Source organism: Ruegeria sp. AN6, assembly GCF_056540425.1.
Map to the genome: position 1 here is coordinate 56,307 of NZ_JBQFWR010000019.1, position 15,511 is coordinate 71,817.

The following is a 15,511-nucleotide window of genomic DNA, read 5'->3' on the forward strand; positions in this document are numbered from 1 at the left end:
ACGGCAGCAGGAGCTGAGATACTGTTCCGGACTAACTGCATATAAGAAAGCCTGGAATCGGCAAGTGAAACCAAGGTTTGGGAAATCTTTGCCAGATCTGGTTCCAGATTGGGCTTTTCTAAGAGATCAAGCGTTCCCGCTGCGCCACAAATTGATACACGGCATAAGCGCGACCACTGGCGTACATTACGCACAGACGCGGCGAGACTGTTTACTGGATGCGTCGAGTGCCGTAGTCAACTTCTCAGCCCAAAACGGTGTCGATCTGTATACGCGATTGCCTGTTCGCAGAAAGGACTTGGTGCTGACCCCATGACCGAACACCTCTCCCAGCGCGAACTTGAAAGCTATCTCTGGGGCGCGGCGACACTGCTCCGTGGCCTCGTCGATGCCAGCGACTACAAGCAGTACATCTTCCCGCTGATGTTCTTCAAACGCCTCTCCGACGTCTGGGATGAGGATTATCAGGACGCGCTCGACGAAACCGACGACGAAGGCTACGCCACCGCCACGGCCAATGACCGCTTTGTCATCCCCGAAGGCGCGCATTGGAAAGATGTGCGCAGCGCGCCAAAGGACGTCGGGCGGGCCATGCTCTCGGCCTTCCTGGCTATCGAGGCCGCCAACCCGGAGCGCCTGCAGGGCGTTTTCGGGAACGCCAACTGGACCGACAAGGGCCAGATGCCGGACGCCACGCTCAAGAACCTGATCGAGCACTTCTCGAAGCACGACCTCACGCTCGCCGCCGTGCCCGAGGACGAACTTGGCAACGGCTACGAATACCTCATCAAGAAATTCGCCGACGACAGCGGTCACACCGCGCAGGAGTTCTACACCAACCGCACGCTGGTGCATCTCATGGCGCAGATGCTGGAACCGCAGCCGGGCGAGAGCATTTATGATCCGACCTGCGGCACTGGTGGCATGCTGATCTCGTGCCTTGCGGAAGCAAAACGGCGCGGTGGCGACACGCGGACTATGGGCCTTTACGGGCAGGAGCTGATCACCATCACCGCCGCCATTGCGCGGATGAACCTCGTGATCCATGGCGTGTCGGACTTCCACATCGCCAGCGGCAACACGCTCGCCAACCCGGCCTTCGCCGAAGGGGACGCGCTGCGCACCTTCGACGTGGTCCTCGCGAATCCGCCGTACTCCATCAAGAAATGGAACCGCGGCGCGTGGGAGAAGGATGTCTGGGGGCGCAACTTCCTCGGCACCCCGCCGCAGGGGCGCGCGGACTATGCCTTCTTCCAGCACATCCTCAACAGCATGGACCCCGAGACTGGGCGCTGCGCGATCCTGTTCCCGCATGGCGTGCTCTTCCGCAATGAAGAGGCCGAGATGCGGCGCAAGCTGATCGAGGCCGATCTGGTGGAATGCGTGCTCGGGCTCGGGCCGGGGTTGTTCTACAACTCGCCGATGGAGGCCTGCGTCATCCTCTGCCGCAGCAAGAAACCAGCCGACCGGCAAGGGCGCATCCTGTTCATCGACGCGGTGGCCGAGATCGCGCGCGAACGGGCGCAGAGCTTTCTGCGGCCACAGGATCAGGCGCGCATTCTTGCGGCCTATCAGGATTTCACTGATGCGCCGGGGTTTGCCAGCGTTGTCCCCACCGCCGATGTGCTGGCGGCCGAGGGCAACTTGTCCATCGCCCGCTATGTGAAGAAACCCAAGCCAGAGGTGCCGGTGGGCGAGGCCGTGACCCTGACCGCCGCCTGGGACATCTTCGATGCTGAGGGGCGCGGCTTCTGGACCGGCATGGATGCGCTGGTTGATATGCTCGATGGATTAGAACCGGCGGAGGACGCCGATGCTTGAGCAGGTGATCTCGAACAAGGCTGGTTGGACTCGCGTGGCGTTTGGCGATGTGGTGCGCAAGGTCAGCGACAAGGTCGATCCATGGGAGTCCGGACTGGACCGATATGTTGCCGGTGATCATATGGATACCGACGATCTCCGCATCCGCCGGTGGGGGCTGATCGGAGACGACTATCTGGGGCCAGCGTTCCACATGCGCTTCAAGCCCGGGCACGTGCTCTACGGTTCGCGCCGGACTTACCTGCGCAAGGTGGCGCTGGCGGATTTCGAGGGGATCACGGCGAACACGACTTACGTGCTCGAAACCAAGGATCCCAACGTGTTGATGCCGGAACTGTTGCCGTTCATCATGCAGACGGCAGAGTTTCATGCCCACTCCATCGCTCGATCAAAGGGCTCTGTGAACCCTTATATAAACTTCTCAGACGTCGCCTGTTTTGAATTTTCGTTACCTCCTATCCAAGAGCAGGCGCGGCTGGTGGAAGTGTTGAAGTCTGTTGCGGACGCAGCAGAAGCGACTCTTCAGGCGGGTGAAACCGCGCGAAAGCTTTTTCTTTCGCTGCTCAACGAGATGGTCAATCAATTGGAAGACGAGCCATCAGCGACGATTTCGGAGGTTTGCTCGCCGGAAGCGCCGCTTTGCTATGGCGTCGTTCAGCCGGGCGATAACGCGCCGGATGGCATTCCCCTTATCAGGGTCTGCGACATCGAAAATGACGAAATTGATCGGTCAGAATTGAAGAGGATCTCTCCAGAAATCCATGCCGACTACCGTCGTTCGCGAGTGGCGAGCGGGGACGTTCTGGTTTCAATCGTTGGAACAATCGGGCGCGTTTATGTCGCAACAGACGGGGACGATGGGTCCAATATTGCGAGAGCAATTGCACGAATTAGACCCAGCGAGAATATGAGCGCTAAGTTTCTCGCATACGTTCTTAGGTCGCCTGATTTTCAAGAGAGACTGGTCAACGCCGCATTCGAGTCAGCCCGAAAAACCTTGAACCTCAATGCACTTGGCGCTCTCGAAATCCCGGTTCCGCCTTTGGAAGATCAAGAAGTTTGGTGTGAAAGGTTCGATGTTCTGGAAATACAAAGGCGAAATATTGAGAATAGGCGCCGCATCTTGAAAGGCCTCGCGTCTCGGGTTCTAGGCGAGGAGACTATTGGCGTATGACCTTCAACGAAGCCAACACCGTCGAAGCCTTCGTCCGCGACCGTCTCTCCGGGACAACCAGCCCGGCCACAGTCACACCCGGCCTCGCCCGACAGGGTGGCGCGATCTCCGGCCTCGGCTGGCATTTCGTCGGCCCCGCCGATCTGCCGCGACAGTCGCAGGAGGCGCTGGTCGAGCCCTATCTGCGCGATGCCCTGATCCGCCTGAACCCCGACATCGCCGCCAATCCGGGCCGCGTGGACGACGTGCTCTACCGTCTGCGCGCCATCGTCATGAGCGCGCGTTCCGACGGTCTGGTGAAGGCCAACGAGGAATTCGGTGCCTGGATGCTCGGCGAACGCTCCATGCCCTTTGGCGCGAATGGCGAACATGTCACCATCCGCCTGATCGATTTCGACGACATCGAGCGGAACAGCTTTGTCGTCACCCAGCAGTTCACCTTCCGTGCGGGCAAGACCGAAAAGCGCGCCGATCTGGTGCTGCTGGTCAACGGCCTACCGCTTGTCCTGATCGAGGCCAAGACGCCTGTTCGTTCCAGCCAAAGCTGGCTCGATGCAGCGCTCCAGGTCCATGACGATTACGAGCAGAACGTGCCGGAACTGTTCGTGCCGAACGTCTTCTCGGTCGCCACCGAGGGGAAGGAGTACCGCTACGGCTCCGTCCGCATGCCCGTCGATCTTTGGGGCCCTTGGCGGACGGATGAGGATGCGCTGCAATCCATGGGCGAGGTCGAAAAAGCAGTCACCGACATGCTGCGCCCCGCGATGGTTCTGGACCTGCTCGCCAACTTCACCGCCTTCGCCACGCAAAAGGGCAAGCAGCGCATCAAGATCATCGCCCGCTATCAGCAGGTCGAAGGCGTCAACAAGATCGTCGAGCGCGTCGTCGCCGGTCAGGTGCGCAAGGGGCTGATCTGGCACTTCCAGGGCTCCGGTAAGTCGCTGCTGATGCTTTTTGCTTCAAAGAAGCTGCGTCTGCACCCGGCGCTGAAAAACCCGACGGTGCTGGTAGTGGTCGACCGCATCGACCTCGACAGTCAGATCGCCGGCACCTTCTATGCCGCCGACATGGCTAATCTGGTGCGCACCGACAGCCGCAAGGAGCTGTCCGACCTGCTGGCCAAGGACGTGCGCAAGGTTGTCATCACTACTATCCACAAGTTCGCCGAGGCGGACGGCGTACTGAACGACCGCGACAACATCATCGTCATGGTCGACGAGGCGCACCGGACGCAGGAAGGCGACCTCGGCCGCAAGATGCGCGAGGCGTTGCCGAACGCGTTCCTGTTCGGCCTGACCGGCACGCCAATCAACCGCGCCAACCGCAATACCTTCTATGCCTTTGGTTCGGAGATCGACGAGAACGGCTACATGAGCCGCTACGGGCTCAACGACTCGATCCGCGACGGTGCCACCAAGGAGCTGCATTTCGAGCCGCGCTTGGTGGACCTGCACATCGACCAGCAGGCGATCGAGGCGGCCTATGCCGAGCTGACCGAGGGCCTCACGGACGAGGACAGGGACAAACTCGGCCGTGCCGCCGCGAAAATGTCGATCCTTGTGAAGGCGCCCGAGCGCATTAGCGCGATCTGTGCCGACATCGCGCAACACTTCCAGGCGAAGGTGCAGCCGAACGGTTTCGGCGCGCAGTTGGTTACCTTCGACCGTGAGAGCTGCCTCCTTTTCAAGAACGAACTCGACAAGCACCTGCCGCCGGAGACCTCCGATATCGTCATATCGGTGAATAGCGGTGAGCCTGAATACGCAGACTACAAGCGCGACCGGGATGCCGAGGAAAAGCTGCTCGACCGCTTCCGGGACCCAAAGGACCCGCTTAAGATCATCATCGTCACATCGAAGCTGCTGACCGGCTTCGACGCGCCGATCCTGCAGACGATGTACCTGGACAAGCCGCTGCGCGACCACACGCTGCTACAGGCGATCTGTCGGACGAACCGCCCTTATAGCGAGCAGAAGACGCACGGTTTGATCGTCGACTACCTCGGGATCTTCGACGACGTCGCACAGGCATTGAAGTTCGATGAGAAGGGCGTCCAAAAGGCCGTCTCCAACATCTCCGAACTGGCCGCGATGCTTCCGTCCGCGATCCAGAAGTGCCTCGAGTACTTTGCCGGCGTAGACCGCACCCTCATCGGTTATGAGGGGCTCATTGCAGCACAGGACTGCTTGCCGAATGACGAGCGCCGTGACGCCTTCGCATCGGACTTCAGCGTGCTGAGCCGCATCTGGGAGGCGCTCTCGCCGGACCCAGTGTTGAGGCTCCATGAGAAGGACTATCGCTGGCTGGCGCAGGTCTACGAGTCGCTCAAACCGTCTACCGGCACGGGTCGATTATTATGGCACCGGCTCGGCGCAAAGACTATCGAGTTGATCCACGAGAACGTCCACGTCGATGCAGTGCGGGACGATCTCGACACGCTAGTGATGGATGCAGAACTGCTCGAGGCCGTTCTTGGCAACCCGGACCCTGAGAAGAAAGCCAAGGAGATCTCAGTCAAGCTGACAGGCCGGTTAAGAAAGCACGCCGGGGACCCGAACTACAAAGCGCTGGCCGAGCGTCTGGAAGACCTGAAGAACCGGCACCAGCAGGGCCTGCTGATCAGTATCGACTTTCTGAAAGAGCTGCTCGCGCTCGCCAAGGACTTCGTAAAGATGGAGCGAGAGACACCGGTCGAAGAGGACATCGACCGCGGCAAGGCCGCCCTTACGGAACTTTTCGAGGAGGCGAAAAACGGAGAGACGCCGATCATGGTCAAACGCGTCGTGGACGACATCGACGAGATCGTCTGCGCGGTGCGCTTCGATGGCTGGCAGGCCACGCATGCAGGGGAACGTGAGGTGAAGAAGGCTCTTCGGCATACTCTATTTAAGTACAAGCTCCACCAGGACGCGGAGCTGTTCGAGCGCGCTTACGGCTACATCCGAGAGTATTACTGAGCACTGCTGGCTGGCAAAATCACACTGGTTCGCGCGATTGCGGCAACAGTAATGAATATTGAGTTTTACAGCGCCGACATTACCAAGCTAACGTTGGATCCGAAAGTTCCGCGGGTTCCCTTTTAGGGGTTGGGGTAAGCGTTGCGAGCTATTTCAGCTTGGTTCACAACGACCCACTTCAATTTCCTCAACACAACAGCGCTGAGCCATGGCCTACGAGGTCTTGCAGGCCGCAAGCACTTCAAATTGATTGCGCGTCACAACTTGCGTTAAGACTCCTCGGCCAAAATGCGATCGCGGATTTCTATGATCTTGGGTCTAAGGTCGCGCGCATAGTTCTCTTGCCATCGCTTGCCTTCGGGGCTCACGCGCCAGGAACTGAGAAGCTCTTTATGCGTTTGTCCGCGTGCGTTTGGTCGGCGGTGCTCATCGGGCGTATCCAAGAGATATGCCTCGATGACAGCGTCGTCGCGCCTCATTTCTTCCTCGGCATCAAACGCCTCTGGAGCGGGTGTTTCTACCGTCTCAGGTTCAGGCAATGGCTCGGGAGCCTTGTCGACCGCGAGCAAGTATTTATTCTTGATTTCCTTAATTCGCGTCAGCAGTTCAAAAGTCCTTCGCGGGTCAGTCTGGTGTGCCCAGGCCCTGCGCTCTTGGCGGTCGACCGCGGCGAGGTAGTGTTCTCGCGGGATTGCTAGCCGCTTCCTCAGTCTTGCTAAGCGGGCCTTAGGCGTTTCAGGCACCGATCAACTCCAAGCGTTTCTGCATCACGTCCAGTTCCCGATCTAGCTCCTCCGTCTCAATTGCTTTCCTGGCCGCCTCGACAGTGCGCAGAAGAGCGTCTGCTTCGTCCGTCGTGATCTTTCCAGATGCCACCGCAGAAATGACCGTATTAACGGCCTTCAGAATGTCTTCCGGTTGCTCGATCTTCGGCATCGCCACCTGAAGAGGACGGCATTTCCGGGGTGGGAGAATGCGCTCGAGACAAAGTCGTATGGCGGTCATGTCACCCGCCTTTGCCAACTCGATGGTTTTCTTTGTAATCGCGCTAGCATCACCATCCATCAACGCCTCCGCCGCCAGTGTGGCCTTGTTACGCGCACCTTTGGGCCGACCTTTGGGATTGCCACTCTTGCCCTTTGAAAACTTTCCGCTCTTCTGGGGATTCGCCTGTTTTGGATCTGTATTTTCAGTCACTTTGTTCACATCCGCCACGAACTCAATATAGGTCAGCTAAGCTTACCTAAAATTGAACTTGAGTTCAAATTTAGGAACACAGGGTGACCAAAACCTATCTTGATGCCTTTTGTTTGCAAAGCTGCCATCCAGTGCAACTCGATAAAGGTCTGCCGTTACTCAAAGCAAAAATATGAGTGCGCGCTCACGCATTGATCGATATCATTGCCGTATTCGAACGGCCCGACATCATTCAAAGAATGTCGCGAATTTACACTCAACCAACCATATGCGCTGCGCTTGTATTCTGCGCTGCGTATATCCCGTTCCCCGCCTTCGCCTATGGAGGAATTGGGGAAATACTGCCCTTGTCTGCGGCGTTTCCATGGATCACTATCTTTCCAATATTACTGGAAACCGTTGTTTTTCGTTGGTGGTTTGGCCTTTCTTGGATGGTGGCAATCCCCACCGTTCTCGCGGCAAATTTGATGTCTTCATTTGTGGGGTTCTTCATTGGCCTTACGCTTTCAGAGCGGCTTGAGTCCTTTGGAATACAGAAAACCTTCCTTGGAGCGGACGAATTCTCGTTTATTATCTTTTTTGTTGGCTCTCTTATTGGCTTCGTTCTTGTATCGGCGGCAATTAACACCGCCGTTGAAACTCCAATACTCAAAGGCCTAACCAAGATAAACGACGTAACGGGCCGCGTCCTCTGGACTGTTTTTATGGTAAACTTGCTTTCGAGTGCACTAATGCTTCTACTAGTTATTGGACACAACTCAATTCGCGACACAATTTCCACTTCCCAAAAGGCTTACCTTCAGGAGCATCTTGTTAAGAAGTACCACGATGAGTTCGTTCTTCTGGACAACATATTTGGCGACCTTTCGAATAAGTATCTCGCTAACGGTCTCGATGCAAACTTGATTTCTGAGTGGGCGGAACAAGCCTTACACTTGGATTTTCGCGAACTAAAGATTGTCGTGTGGCATCATTCGGAGGAAGGCGCCTATATACCCGTTGAAGAGGTCATTATTATTCAAAACCAGCTTCACTTAATAGAAGGCTCGAGTTGGTTTCTTGGGGCAGAGAACTATTTTGGCTTCGACTATTCCATCGGAAGAGTAATATGCTGCCGCCGTATCGTTCAGCTAAGTCGAGGAGGAGTATTTGGAAATCGCAGTGTCGGCCAAAGATATCCATTCAACTTGAAAGCAGTATTAGACTGGCCGTAACTGACGTTCTTGAGACAGTTCGGCTTTCAATCCACTATCCACAAGGCAGATTACGGCTATTCCCGCAATTCAACCTCTTTTCTATTGGCAATTTAGGCACAGCTATTTTTGTAACGTAAATCAAGAACCTAGAACGGCACCACCTCGGGCGTATAAGCGACTGCCCTAACTCTTATTTGACCAAGCAAGGCTCCGCAATTGGCGCACTATCATTCTTCTCGCTATTCTTGATCTGTTTCAATGAGTCTTTCGTTTTGCGCGCCTAGAAACCATGTGGGCAGAAGAGGAACGGGTTATGAAATTGTCAGGTGCCTTTGTATTTTTTTTTGTAGTTCCGTTGCTATCACAGCCTTCAATAGGTGAAACCAGGAACCTACTTTGTGACCAGGAATTCGTCGCTTCGGCCACGCCCGATGAAATTACCAGCTTAGTGGCCTCTGGTGCCGATCCCAACGAGATGTGTTGGCCAGACGGTGGAGCTTTTGGCCCTGGTCGGTCAACTCCAATTTTTGTCTACGCACTTGCTTGCATCTACCTCATGGAAAATTGCGAGATATGGTTGGATCGTATGAGTGCATTGCTTGAAGCAGGCGCTGACCCAAATACTCTGGACGAACGAGGTGATACTTTGTTGGTTTGGACCGTTGTGCTTGGTCATGAAGCAGCCATGGACATTCTGCTAAAATTTGGAGCCGATCCGAATTTATCCGGCGGGCAAGCACTTAACGAAGCCGTAGAAGCATTATTTTTTATGCCAGTAGATCTCGACACAGAGGAAAGACACAGGCTCTCACAGGTATTTGTAAGAAAACTGCTCATGAGCGGTGCCGATCCGAACATACAAAATGAAGACGGCAGAACCCCACTCCATCAAGCCGCCCGCAGTGCTCGAATGGAAGTTATAGAAATGCTGCTAGCGGCGGGAGGCGATCCAACGATAAAGGACTTACAAGGCGTTAGCCCCAGTGACGAAGCGAAAGCCTTTAGAGGAAACCGAGTGAACAACTTGTTCAAAGACTATGCCAATAAGAAACGATAACTCTAAGTCAAAAACTTAGCTTACGTCTCAAGACATCTGGTTGTCTGACATCAGCACCTGTGGGCCTGATTGAAGGATTTGCAGCCGACGACGACTTGGAGCGCATCCGAGAAGATGGTGGTCTAGGAGTCTTCATTCGATCACTTGTCGGCCTAGACCGCGGTGCCGCCAAGCGAGCTTTGGACGAATTCACCAACGGCAAGCACTTGTCGCTGAACCAAATTGAGTTTGTCGATTTGATCATCTACTACCTCACTGAACGGGGTGTGATCGATCCCCGCGTTCTCTACGAAAGCCCATTCACTGATATTGACGACCAAGGCGTAAGCGGTGTGTTTCCACCCGCAGAAGTCAAAGTTCTTGTCGGTTTCCTTCCTTGTCGGGCGGCCGACTGTGCCGTTCCCGCGACCGAACGCTATCGGTACGCGTTGCTCGGTCGAAAACCTTCCACGACAATGTGCCTCTGGGATTGCGCACTTATTAAGCACGACGCCACCGTCATCCCTTTTGGGCCACAGCATCTGATAGTGGACTTGTGAGCCGTGTCGAATTCGCCCGAACCGCGGTGGAGGGGCGAGGGGGCTGGGGGAGTGGGGTGGATCAGGGAGGGGCTTACCCCTCCCCCCTTTTTCCCTGGAAAAATCAGACGGAAAACCCGCCGCCTCTCCGGAGGCGGACGGGTATTTCTGTTTCCTTTATTTTTTCATAGATAACCTTTCCCATATTATGGGGCGAGTTGTCCAAATTCCGGGGCCAAAATGGGTGCAGACTACGGGCAAGGCTTCTTTTGACCGGGTGCTAAGTGACCCCAGTGACTAGGAGCATTTCATGACCTCGATACTCGCCAGAATGCTCTTTTCATCCGGTTTAGGTACAGCCTCCATATCTTCATGAAAGACCCGAATAGCCTTCTTGTGTCGACCACCGCGCCGGTAATGCGCAGATTGGAGGATGCCTGCCTTCTCCAGCCGCTGTATGTGCCTTTCGATCGTTTTTCGGTCAGCGCCGAACTCGTCTGCCATTCTAGCAATATTGATTACAGACCAACGATAACCATCGATGTATAGGTGGGAATTGCGCCACCATCTGTCGAGGTTCATTAACACCATGCCTCCGGCAAGGCTCCCCGCTGCTTGGCAGTAGGTAAATGAGCGGTAAGAAACGCCTTCTGGATCCTTGGACTTGCTCTGCAGGAGGTACTTGGATACCATTCTTGAACCTCGGTATCTTGCTGGATGCTGGGACTAATCAAAAGGTGAACCCTCGAGAATGACCTCTCGGGGGTTCCGCGTTTCAGCCTGTTAGTCAGACATTAGCTTCTTGACCTTCTCGACATGCGCGTTGATGAACTGCCAAGCTTCGAGACTATCGATCAGGCGGTAGTATGCTTGACCCGGGCCGATGTATTCGACCCTGCAACCGTCAACTAAGTCGTGTTTCCGAAGCCATAGAAGGTTGCTCTCGACAGCGCCGGTGGACATACCCAGCGCGAGTGCCATCGCTTTGATACCTGGAGTCTTCCAGTCGTGGTTCCCAATCTCCGCCATAACAGCCTCTGGCACGTCGGCGGAGGGGTATTGGAAAAGATACTCCACAATCAAAGCTCGGCGGCCAAATGGGTTAGGGTGAGATGACAACTTCTTTGTCGATGGATCAAAGGCTGCATGGTCGATATAGATCACCGGAAGCGCAACGCTGGGCTTCTTCCCCGTTTCAGTTTCTTCTTGTCCCATCAACGCTGACCGACTTTTTCTGCATTGTTCGCCATGTTGCTAGACTCGAGATCTTCAACACATTCGGTTTCGATCCGGAGCAAGCGTGGTCCGACCCGACGCCCCCGAAGGGTTCCATCGTGAACCCAGCGACGAACAGTCGCGACTGAAACTCTCAGCCGCGTGGCAGTTTCTTTAACAGTTAGTGTCTTTACTTTCATCCGGGCTCCCCTTCCAAAACTCTTTGAGACAGTTTTATAATGGCAAAAATTATTACATGGGAACATTTACTATTGTAAATAAGTTTCTTTTCCTTATGATGTCATTGATTGAAATGACGCAAGGTAGGCGTGAAAGTGGGGCCCATAACAGACCACAGAAATGTTCTGGACCGCGTAAAACGATCGATCGGCCAAGACGGTAGAGAACGCGCACTATTCTGGTACTTTGGCCACTTCGATATAGGCGACCACGAACCTCAGGCACTGGTGGTCGCGAAGCTAGCGTTGGCCGAGGTAGTTGGCGACGAAATAGAGCTTATCGAGGATGAGTTTTTAGAGCATTTCACAAGTTACTGCGGAAAGCTCTTCCTTGTTTATTTCAAACCTTCACTAAAAGCATCTAAACCATTGAAGCGGCTTCCGAATCCCCGCAAACTCTCAACTCTTTCTGATATCCCCAAGCAACTTTGGTCAGTTGTTGCGATGCAGCTTGATTCCACAGGCAGATGGAAACTGGTGCCTAAGAACCGGGTTGGTCGCATTATCACAGATGGGGTCGACCTTGCGATTGCCAAGCTACCGATCAAGACGTGCGAATTTTGCGGCGAAATCTTCGCACCATCCCGCGTGGACTCCAAGTATTGCCGATCGGCCTGCCGTTCATCAGCTGGAACAAATCGCCATCGCGCTGCAAAGAAAGGAGAGACGGACGGATGAGCGGCCACGTTGAACGTTACATCACACCCAAGGGCAAGAGACGGTACCGAGCGTCGATCAAATCAACGTCCCGCACTGGGCAACGCCAGCGTGCCTCGAAGTCCTTTGACACATTTGCGGAGGCCAAAGCCTGGCTGGCAGATCAGGCCCATTTCGGCTCGCATGGCGGACGGCTAGGGACGGGAACGCTCGGTGCCTATTTAAGCGACTGGCTTACAGGACGGGAACAATCTGGCACGCTTCGCCCTAACACGGTCGCGGGGTACAGAAGCAAGGTAATGACCGCAATCCAGTCGATCGGACACGTCAAGCTCGCAACGCTGGCCCCGGAGGACATCGATGCCTGGCTAGGCGATCTGCTAAACAGAGAGCTTTCGCGATCCACGATTGCACAGAGCCGGGCGGTGCTACACAAGGCTCTCGGCGATGCTGTTCGGCGCCGGCATCTCCCGTTCAACGTTGTTGACGCCGTCGAAACTCCTCGGGCTCCATCGCGGCCCCGCCCCAAAGTTGACTCCATTGAGGATGCGAGACGATTTCTTGATGCGATGGACGCAACAGACGATGGCCCGATTTTCCGCCTGATGGCGCAAACAGGCATGCGCCGGAGCGAAGTTGGAGGTTTGACTTGGAATGCCGTGAATCTGACGCTTGCTCGTCTCGACGTCCAGCAAACGCTGATCCGGCAGTCGATGACAGGAAGTTCGGTTTGGGTCTTTTGCGAACCAAAGTCGCGCTCCTCGCGGCGGACGATTCCACTGCCTCCGCAAGCGGTTTCGCTTCTCCGCGCCCGTCAACTTCAGGTAAAGGAGTACCGCCTAGCCGCAGGCGAAGCTTGGACCGATCACGATCTGGTATTTTGCACGCCGTACGGCGACCCCCTAAACCTCGACGCCTTGTCGGCGCGGGCTCGTAGGATGCGCCGAAAACTTGGCCTGCCAGAGGGTGTACAAGGCGTGCACGGCCTTAGGCACCTTTTTGGCACAACGCAACATCATGTTGCGAGGACTGACATTAAGACTCTGCAAACGCTGATGGGTCACTCCCGTTCGACTACAACGCTTGATCTCTACGTTGCGGACGACGAAGAGGCAGCGGCAGAAGCCGCTCGCAAGGCCGGTGAGCTATTTGGCTGAGATTTGGTATCTGACGGATCTGCAATGGGTCACAAGAATGATCGTCGGTCCTGCCCAATGCAAGCACGTGGAACTCCGAAAAGTTGTCCCTGACGCGTCGGAAAAGGCCGGACCCGCAGTGGGTGAACTCAAAACGCCGGAAGAATTCGGTGGCCGGGGCTTGACCGTGGCCGTGGCCGAATGCATTCAGGTTTGCGAACAACTTGGACTTGGCGCCGGGGCTTATGCCTTTGCCGCGTCAATGCACAACATCTGCACCTTTTCTGAATGCGCCCAACCATAAAAGAAGACGAGAAGATTGAGAACTTATCAATCATCCTGCCCGATAATTACTGCGATCCGGGATCGGTTTGAATTGAGCCAAGAAACCAAATCTCGGATGGCAATCAAACCATCTTCAACTAAGGTTTGCTGTTCACCAAAGGGCCGCATTGGATCCACACCAGGGGTTATTACGCGGATGGCTAGTGACTCGCCAGCTTTCGCAACGTTGTAGGGCGTATTATCGAGCAACCCGCTGTCGCGAAATGCCTGTACGCGTCCTGCCTTTCCGCTGAACTGGACATTTGCATACTTCCAGACTTCCCGCTTTCCAAATTCATGCCGAAGGGTTGGCCCGTCAAGGCCCGGGATGTTCAATTTCTCATAAATACGCGTCGTCGCCTTTTTGCCATCCGAAGATGGCCGGACTTTAAGATTGGGCAGAATCTTTGATGACAGAGCCATGTACCGCTCCGCAAAGTCGCGCTTCTCTTGAATAGTTTTGGCAACCCAGCCACCAGAGCGGCGTTTGCCGCACAACGCCTCTAGAAGTTCGATGCGAACTTCAATCCGGGTTCGCAACTCACCCTCTTCGATGTTCTTAATTCTATCCGACAGGAATTCGATGATCTTCTCGATTGAAATCTCAGCATCAAAAGCACCGTCGTGCCTCAGGGCAGGCATCTTGTTCTCGGGTGCGACAAGGATCGCGGTTGCAGCATGCAGACCAAGCTTGGCACGCAACGCGGAAACCTCTCCTGCATATGATTGCGCTTGGTCTGCTTGAAATCCATCGGTGACCTTGTTCTCGATCAGAACGCAAGCTTGGATATCGGGCCCATCAAACCATCCAATCTGGACATCGGTCTGACGAGTGTCAGACTCCCTAGGCGGCGATTTGCGAACCCGCATCTCGAGATCACTAGGAGCAGCGAAGGTCGTGGGTAACTTGTCCAGTACCCACGTCAGAAAATCGGCTGAGGCAGACAACTCTTCAACCATGAAATTATCAAGATCACGCTCTCTCACGCTCTCTCGAAACAGGTTTCCACTGTTCTCCACGATACCTCCAGGATCATTTCTCTGAAGAAGTTAACTATGAAGATGAGGCAAAGATCAAATTATCCTAAAACTAAGCGCGAACCGGATATCGATCCATGGGGCGCAGATGGGGCCGAAGTCATGATTGATGATATCGCCCACGCCTCTACTGAGCGATAGCATTACTTTAAGCTCATTCAAAACAAGCGACGTTTTGGCCATTGATTGCTTTGAGCGAGCGTAGTGTTTTCAATGCTACGGATTGCAAATCCGTGTACACCGGTTCGATTCCGGTACTCGCCTCCATTTCATTCTAAATCATTGACTTAGCCCTGTGGTGCTCGGGTGTGACACAAAGTGGGACACACCTACAATGATGCAGTCATCCTACCTAAGCCATTCAAGACACGGCGTTTATTACTTCCGCTGGCCTATCCCTCCGTCTTCTGAGCAAAAGAGAACATCTGTCAGAATATCGCTGCGTACCCGATGCCCGCATAGGGCTAGTGATCTGGCGCGATTTCTAGCATCTTGCGGTCGATTAATACCGGATCAAGAGAACGTGCCACGACTAAGACAAGACCAAATCCGATCAATGGCGCATCGGTACTTCAAGGCTTCGCTCGACAAATACTCGGAACGGCTGAACGACAAGGGTTTTGCCGAGAAAGCTGTAAGCGCAATGCAGCAGGAATGCAGCGTATGGTTCCTCAACATCATGGATGAAGGTGACGACGACAACAAACGTATAAAGTCAACTGCAGCTCGACGGAAAGTCCCGGTACACCCGGATTTGATCGGCCTAGGCTTCCTCGAATTCGTGGACAGAAGATGGAATGGCACCCGGTTATTTCCAGACTACAACTACAACGCAAACGGTGGCTATGGTCGAACCTTGGGGCGCTGGTGCAATGAGAGTTTTCTGCCTAAGCTAGGCTCCAGACTCATTGATTTACAGCCAGAACAGCACGGTAGCTGCTAGAGCGATAGCCGAGAGGAATACCTTTGGGCATCTGTCATA

16 protein-coding genes and 1 tRNA gene are annotated in these 15,511 nt (G+C 54.8%); 11 read left to right on the top strand and 6 right to left on the bottom strand.

Going from position 1 to position 15,511, the window contains the following annotated elements:
* The first annotated feature begins 312 nt into the window (after nt 1-312).
* From ACR0MQ_RS20490 to ACR0MQ_RS20500, 3 genes are read left to right on the top strand one after another with little or no spacing between them, the layout of a single operon-like run.
* Nucleotides 313-1,821, top strand: coding sequence for a type I restriction-modification system subunit M (locus ACR0MQ_RS20490; protein ID WP_480610448.1), 1,509 nt, complete (start codon nt 313-315; stop codon nt 1,819-1,821).
* Nucleotides 1,814-2,995 (top strand): restriction endonuclease subunit S, encoded by a 1,182-nt coding sequence (locus tag ACR0MQ_RS20495; RefSeq protein WP_480610451.1) that lies wholly within the window; start codon nt 1,814-1,816, stop codon nt 2,993-2,995. Before ACR0MQ_RS20490 ends, ACR0MQ_RS20495 begins: the two co-directional genes overlap by 8 nt.
* Complete coding sequence (locus ACR0MQ_RS20500; RefSeq protein WP_480610454.1) at nt 2,992-5,952, top strand: type I restriction endonuclease subunit R; 2,961 nt, start codon at nt 2,992-2,994, stop codon at nt 5,950-5,952. Before ACR0MQ_RS20495 ends, ACR0MQ_RS20500 begins: the two co-directional genes overlap by 4 nt.
* 269 nt (nt 5,953-6,221) lie before the next feature.
* Here the strand turns inward: ACR0MQ_RS20500 and ACR0MQ_RS20505 are convergent, their stop codons facing one another.
* Nucleotides 6,222-6,521, bottom strand: coding sequence for a hypothetical protein (locus ACR0MQ_RS20505; RefSeq protein ID WP_480610457.1), 300 nt, complete (start codon nt 6,519-6,521; stop codon nt 6,222-6,224).
* A 166-nt stretch (nt 6,522-6,687) separates the two neighbouring features.
* A complete protein-coding gene (locus tag ACR0MQ_RS20510; RefSeq protein ID WP_480610460.1) occupies nt 6,688-7,149 on the bottom strand; it encodes a DUF5681 domain-containing protein in 462 nt (153 codons plus the stop codon).
* A 176-nt stretch (nt 7,150-7,325) separates the two neighbouring features.
* Here ACR0MQ_RS20510 and ACR0MQ_RS20515 point away from each other — a divergent pair, with 176 nt between their 5' ends.
* The 3 genes from ACR0MQ_RS20515 to ACR0MQ_RS20525 all read left to right on the top strand — a co-directional run bounded on the left by ACR0MQ_RS20515 (nt 7,326) and on the right by ACR0MQ_RS20525 (nt 9,941).
* Complete coding sequence (locus ACR0MQ_RS20515) at nt 7,326-8,363, top strand: hypothetical protein (protein WP_480610463.1); 1,038 nt, start codon at nt 7,326-7,328, stop codon at nt 8,361-8,363.
* 295 nt (nt 8,364-8,658) lie between these two features.
* Nucleotides 8,659-9,402, top strand: coding sequence for an ankyrin repeat domain-containing protein (locus ACR0MQ_RS20520; protein ID WP_480610466.1), 744 nt, complete (start codon nt 8,659-8,661; stop codon nt 9,400-9,402).
* 59 nt (nt 9,403-9,461) lie between these two features.
* Nucleotides 9,462-9,941, top strand: coding sequence for a type I restriction-modification enzyme R subunit C-terminal domain-containing protein (locus tag ACR0MQ_RS20525; RefSeq protein WP_480610467.1), 480 nt, complete (start codon nt 9,462-9,464; stop codon nt 9,939-9,941).
* 276 nt (nt 9,942-10,217) lie between these two features.
* Here ACR0MQ_RS20525 and ACR0MQ_RS20530 read toward each other — a convergent pair whose 3' ends face one another.
* The 3 genes from ACR0MQ_RS20530 to ACR0MQ_RS20540 all read right to left on the bottom strand — a co-directional run bounded on the left by ACR0MQ_RS20530 (nt 10,218) and on the right by ACR0MQ_RS20540 (nt 11,401).
* Nucleotides 10,218-10,613 carry a hypothetical protein gene (locus ACR0MQ_RS20530; protein ID WP_480610469.1) on the bottom strand — a complete coding sequence of 132 codons (396 nt, stop codon included), beginning with the start codon at nt 10,611-10,613 and terminating at the stop codon, nt 10,218-10,220.
* Between the two features lie 90 nt (nt 10,614-10,703).
* On the bottom strand, nt 10,704-11,135 hold the full coding sequence (locus tag ACR0MQ_RS20535; protein WP_480610472.1) for a hypothetical protein: 432 nt from the start codon (nt 11,133-11,135) through the stop codon (nt 10,704-10,706).
* Entirely contained in the window at nt 11,135-11,401 is a 267-nt protein-coding gene (locus ACR0MQ_RS20540) for a helix-turn-helix domain-containing protein (protein WP_480610475.1), read from the bottom strand. The genes ACR0MQ_RS20535 and ACR0MQ_RS20540 overlap by 1 nt, the downstream gene beginning before the upstream one ends.
* Nucleotides 11,402-11,464: 63 nt before the next feature.
* Here ACR0MQ_RS20540 and ACR0MQ_RS20545 point away from each other — a divergent pair, with 63 nt between their 5' ends.
* Genes ACR0MQ_RS20545 through ACR0MQ_RS20555 form a run of 3 tightly spaced genes read left to right on the top strand, consistent with a single transcriptional unit; the run spans nt 11,465 to nt 13,471 of the window.
* Nucleotides 11,465-12,052, top strand: coding sequence for a hypothetical protein (locus ACR0MQ_RS20545; protein ID WP_480610478.1), 588 nt, complete (start codon nt 11,465-11,467; stop codon nt 12,050-12,052).
* Nucleotides 12,049-13,188, top strand: coding sequence for a tyrosine-type recombinase/integrase (locus ACR0MQ_RS20550; protein ID WP_480610481.1), 1,140 nt, complete (start codon nt 12,049-12,051; stop codon nt 13,186-13,188). Before ACR0MQ_RS20545 ends, ACR0MQ_RS20550 begins: the two co-directional genes overlap by 4 nt.
* A complete protein-coding gene (locus ACR0MQ_RS20555) occupies nt 13,181-13,471 on the top strand; it encodes a hypothetical protein (RefSeq protein WP_480610484.1) in 291 nt (96 codons plus the stop codon). Before ACR0MQ_RS20550 ends, ACR0MQ_RS20555 begins: the two co-directional genes overlap by 8 nt.
* A 26-nt stretch (nt 13,472-13,497) precedes the next feature.
* On the opposite strand, the gene ACR0MQ_RS20560 is transcribed toward ACR0MQ_RS20555, so the two are convergent.
* Entirely contained in the window at nt 13,498-14,511 is a 1,014-nt protein-coding gene (locus ACR0MQ_RS20560; RefSeq protein WP_480610486.1) for a hypothetical protein, read from the bottom strand.
* A 216-nt stretch (nt 14,512-14,727) separates the two neighbouring features.
* On the opposite strand from ACR0MQ_RS20560, the gene ACR0MQ_RS20565 reads away from it, so the two are divergent.
* Both ACR0MQ_RS20565 and ACR0MQ_RS20570 read left to right on the top strand, forming a co-directional pair.
* Nucleotides 14,728-14,796 (top strand) — tRNA-Cys (locus ACR0MQ_RS20565).
* A gap of 256 nt (nt 14,797-15,052) precedes the next feature.
* Entirely contained in the window at nt 15,053-15,472 is a 420-nt protein-coding gene (locus tag ACR0MQ_RS20570) for a site-specific integrase (RefSeq protein WP_480610489.1), read from the top strand.
* Nucleotides 15,473-15,511 lie beyond the last annotated feature (39 nt).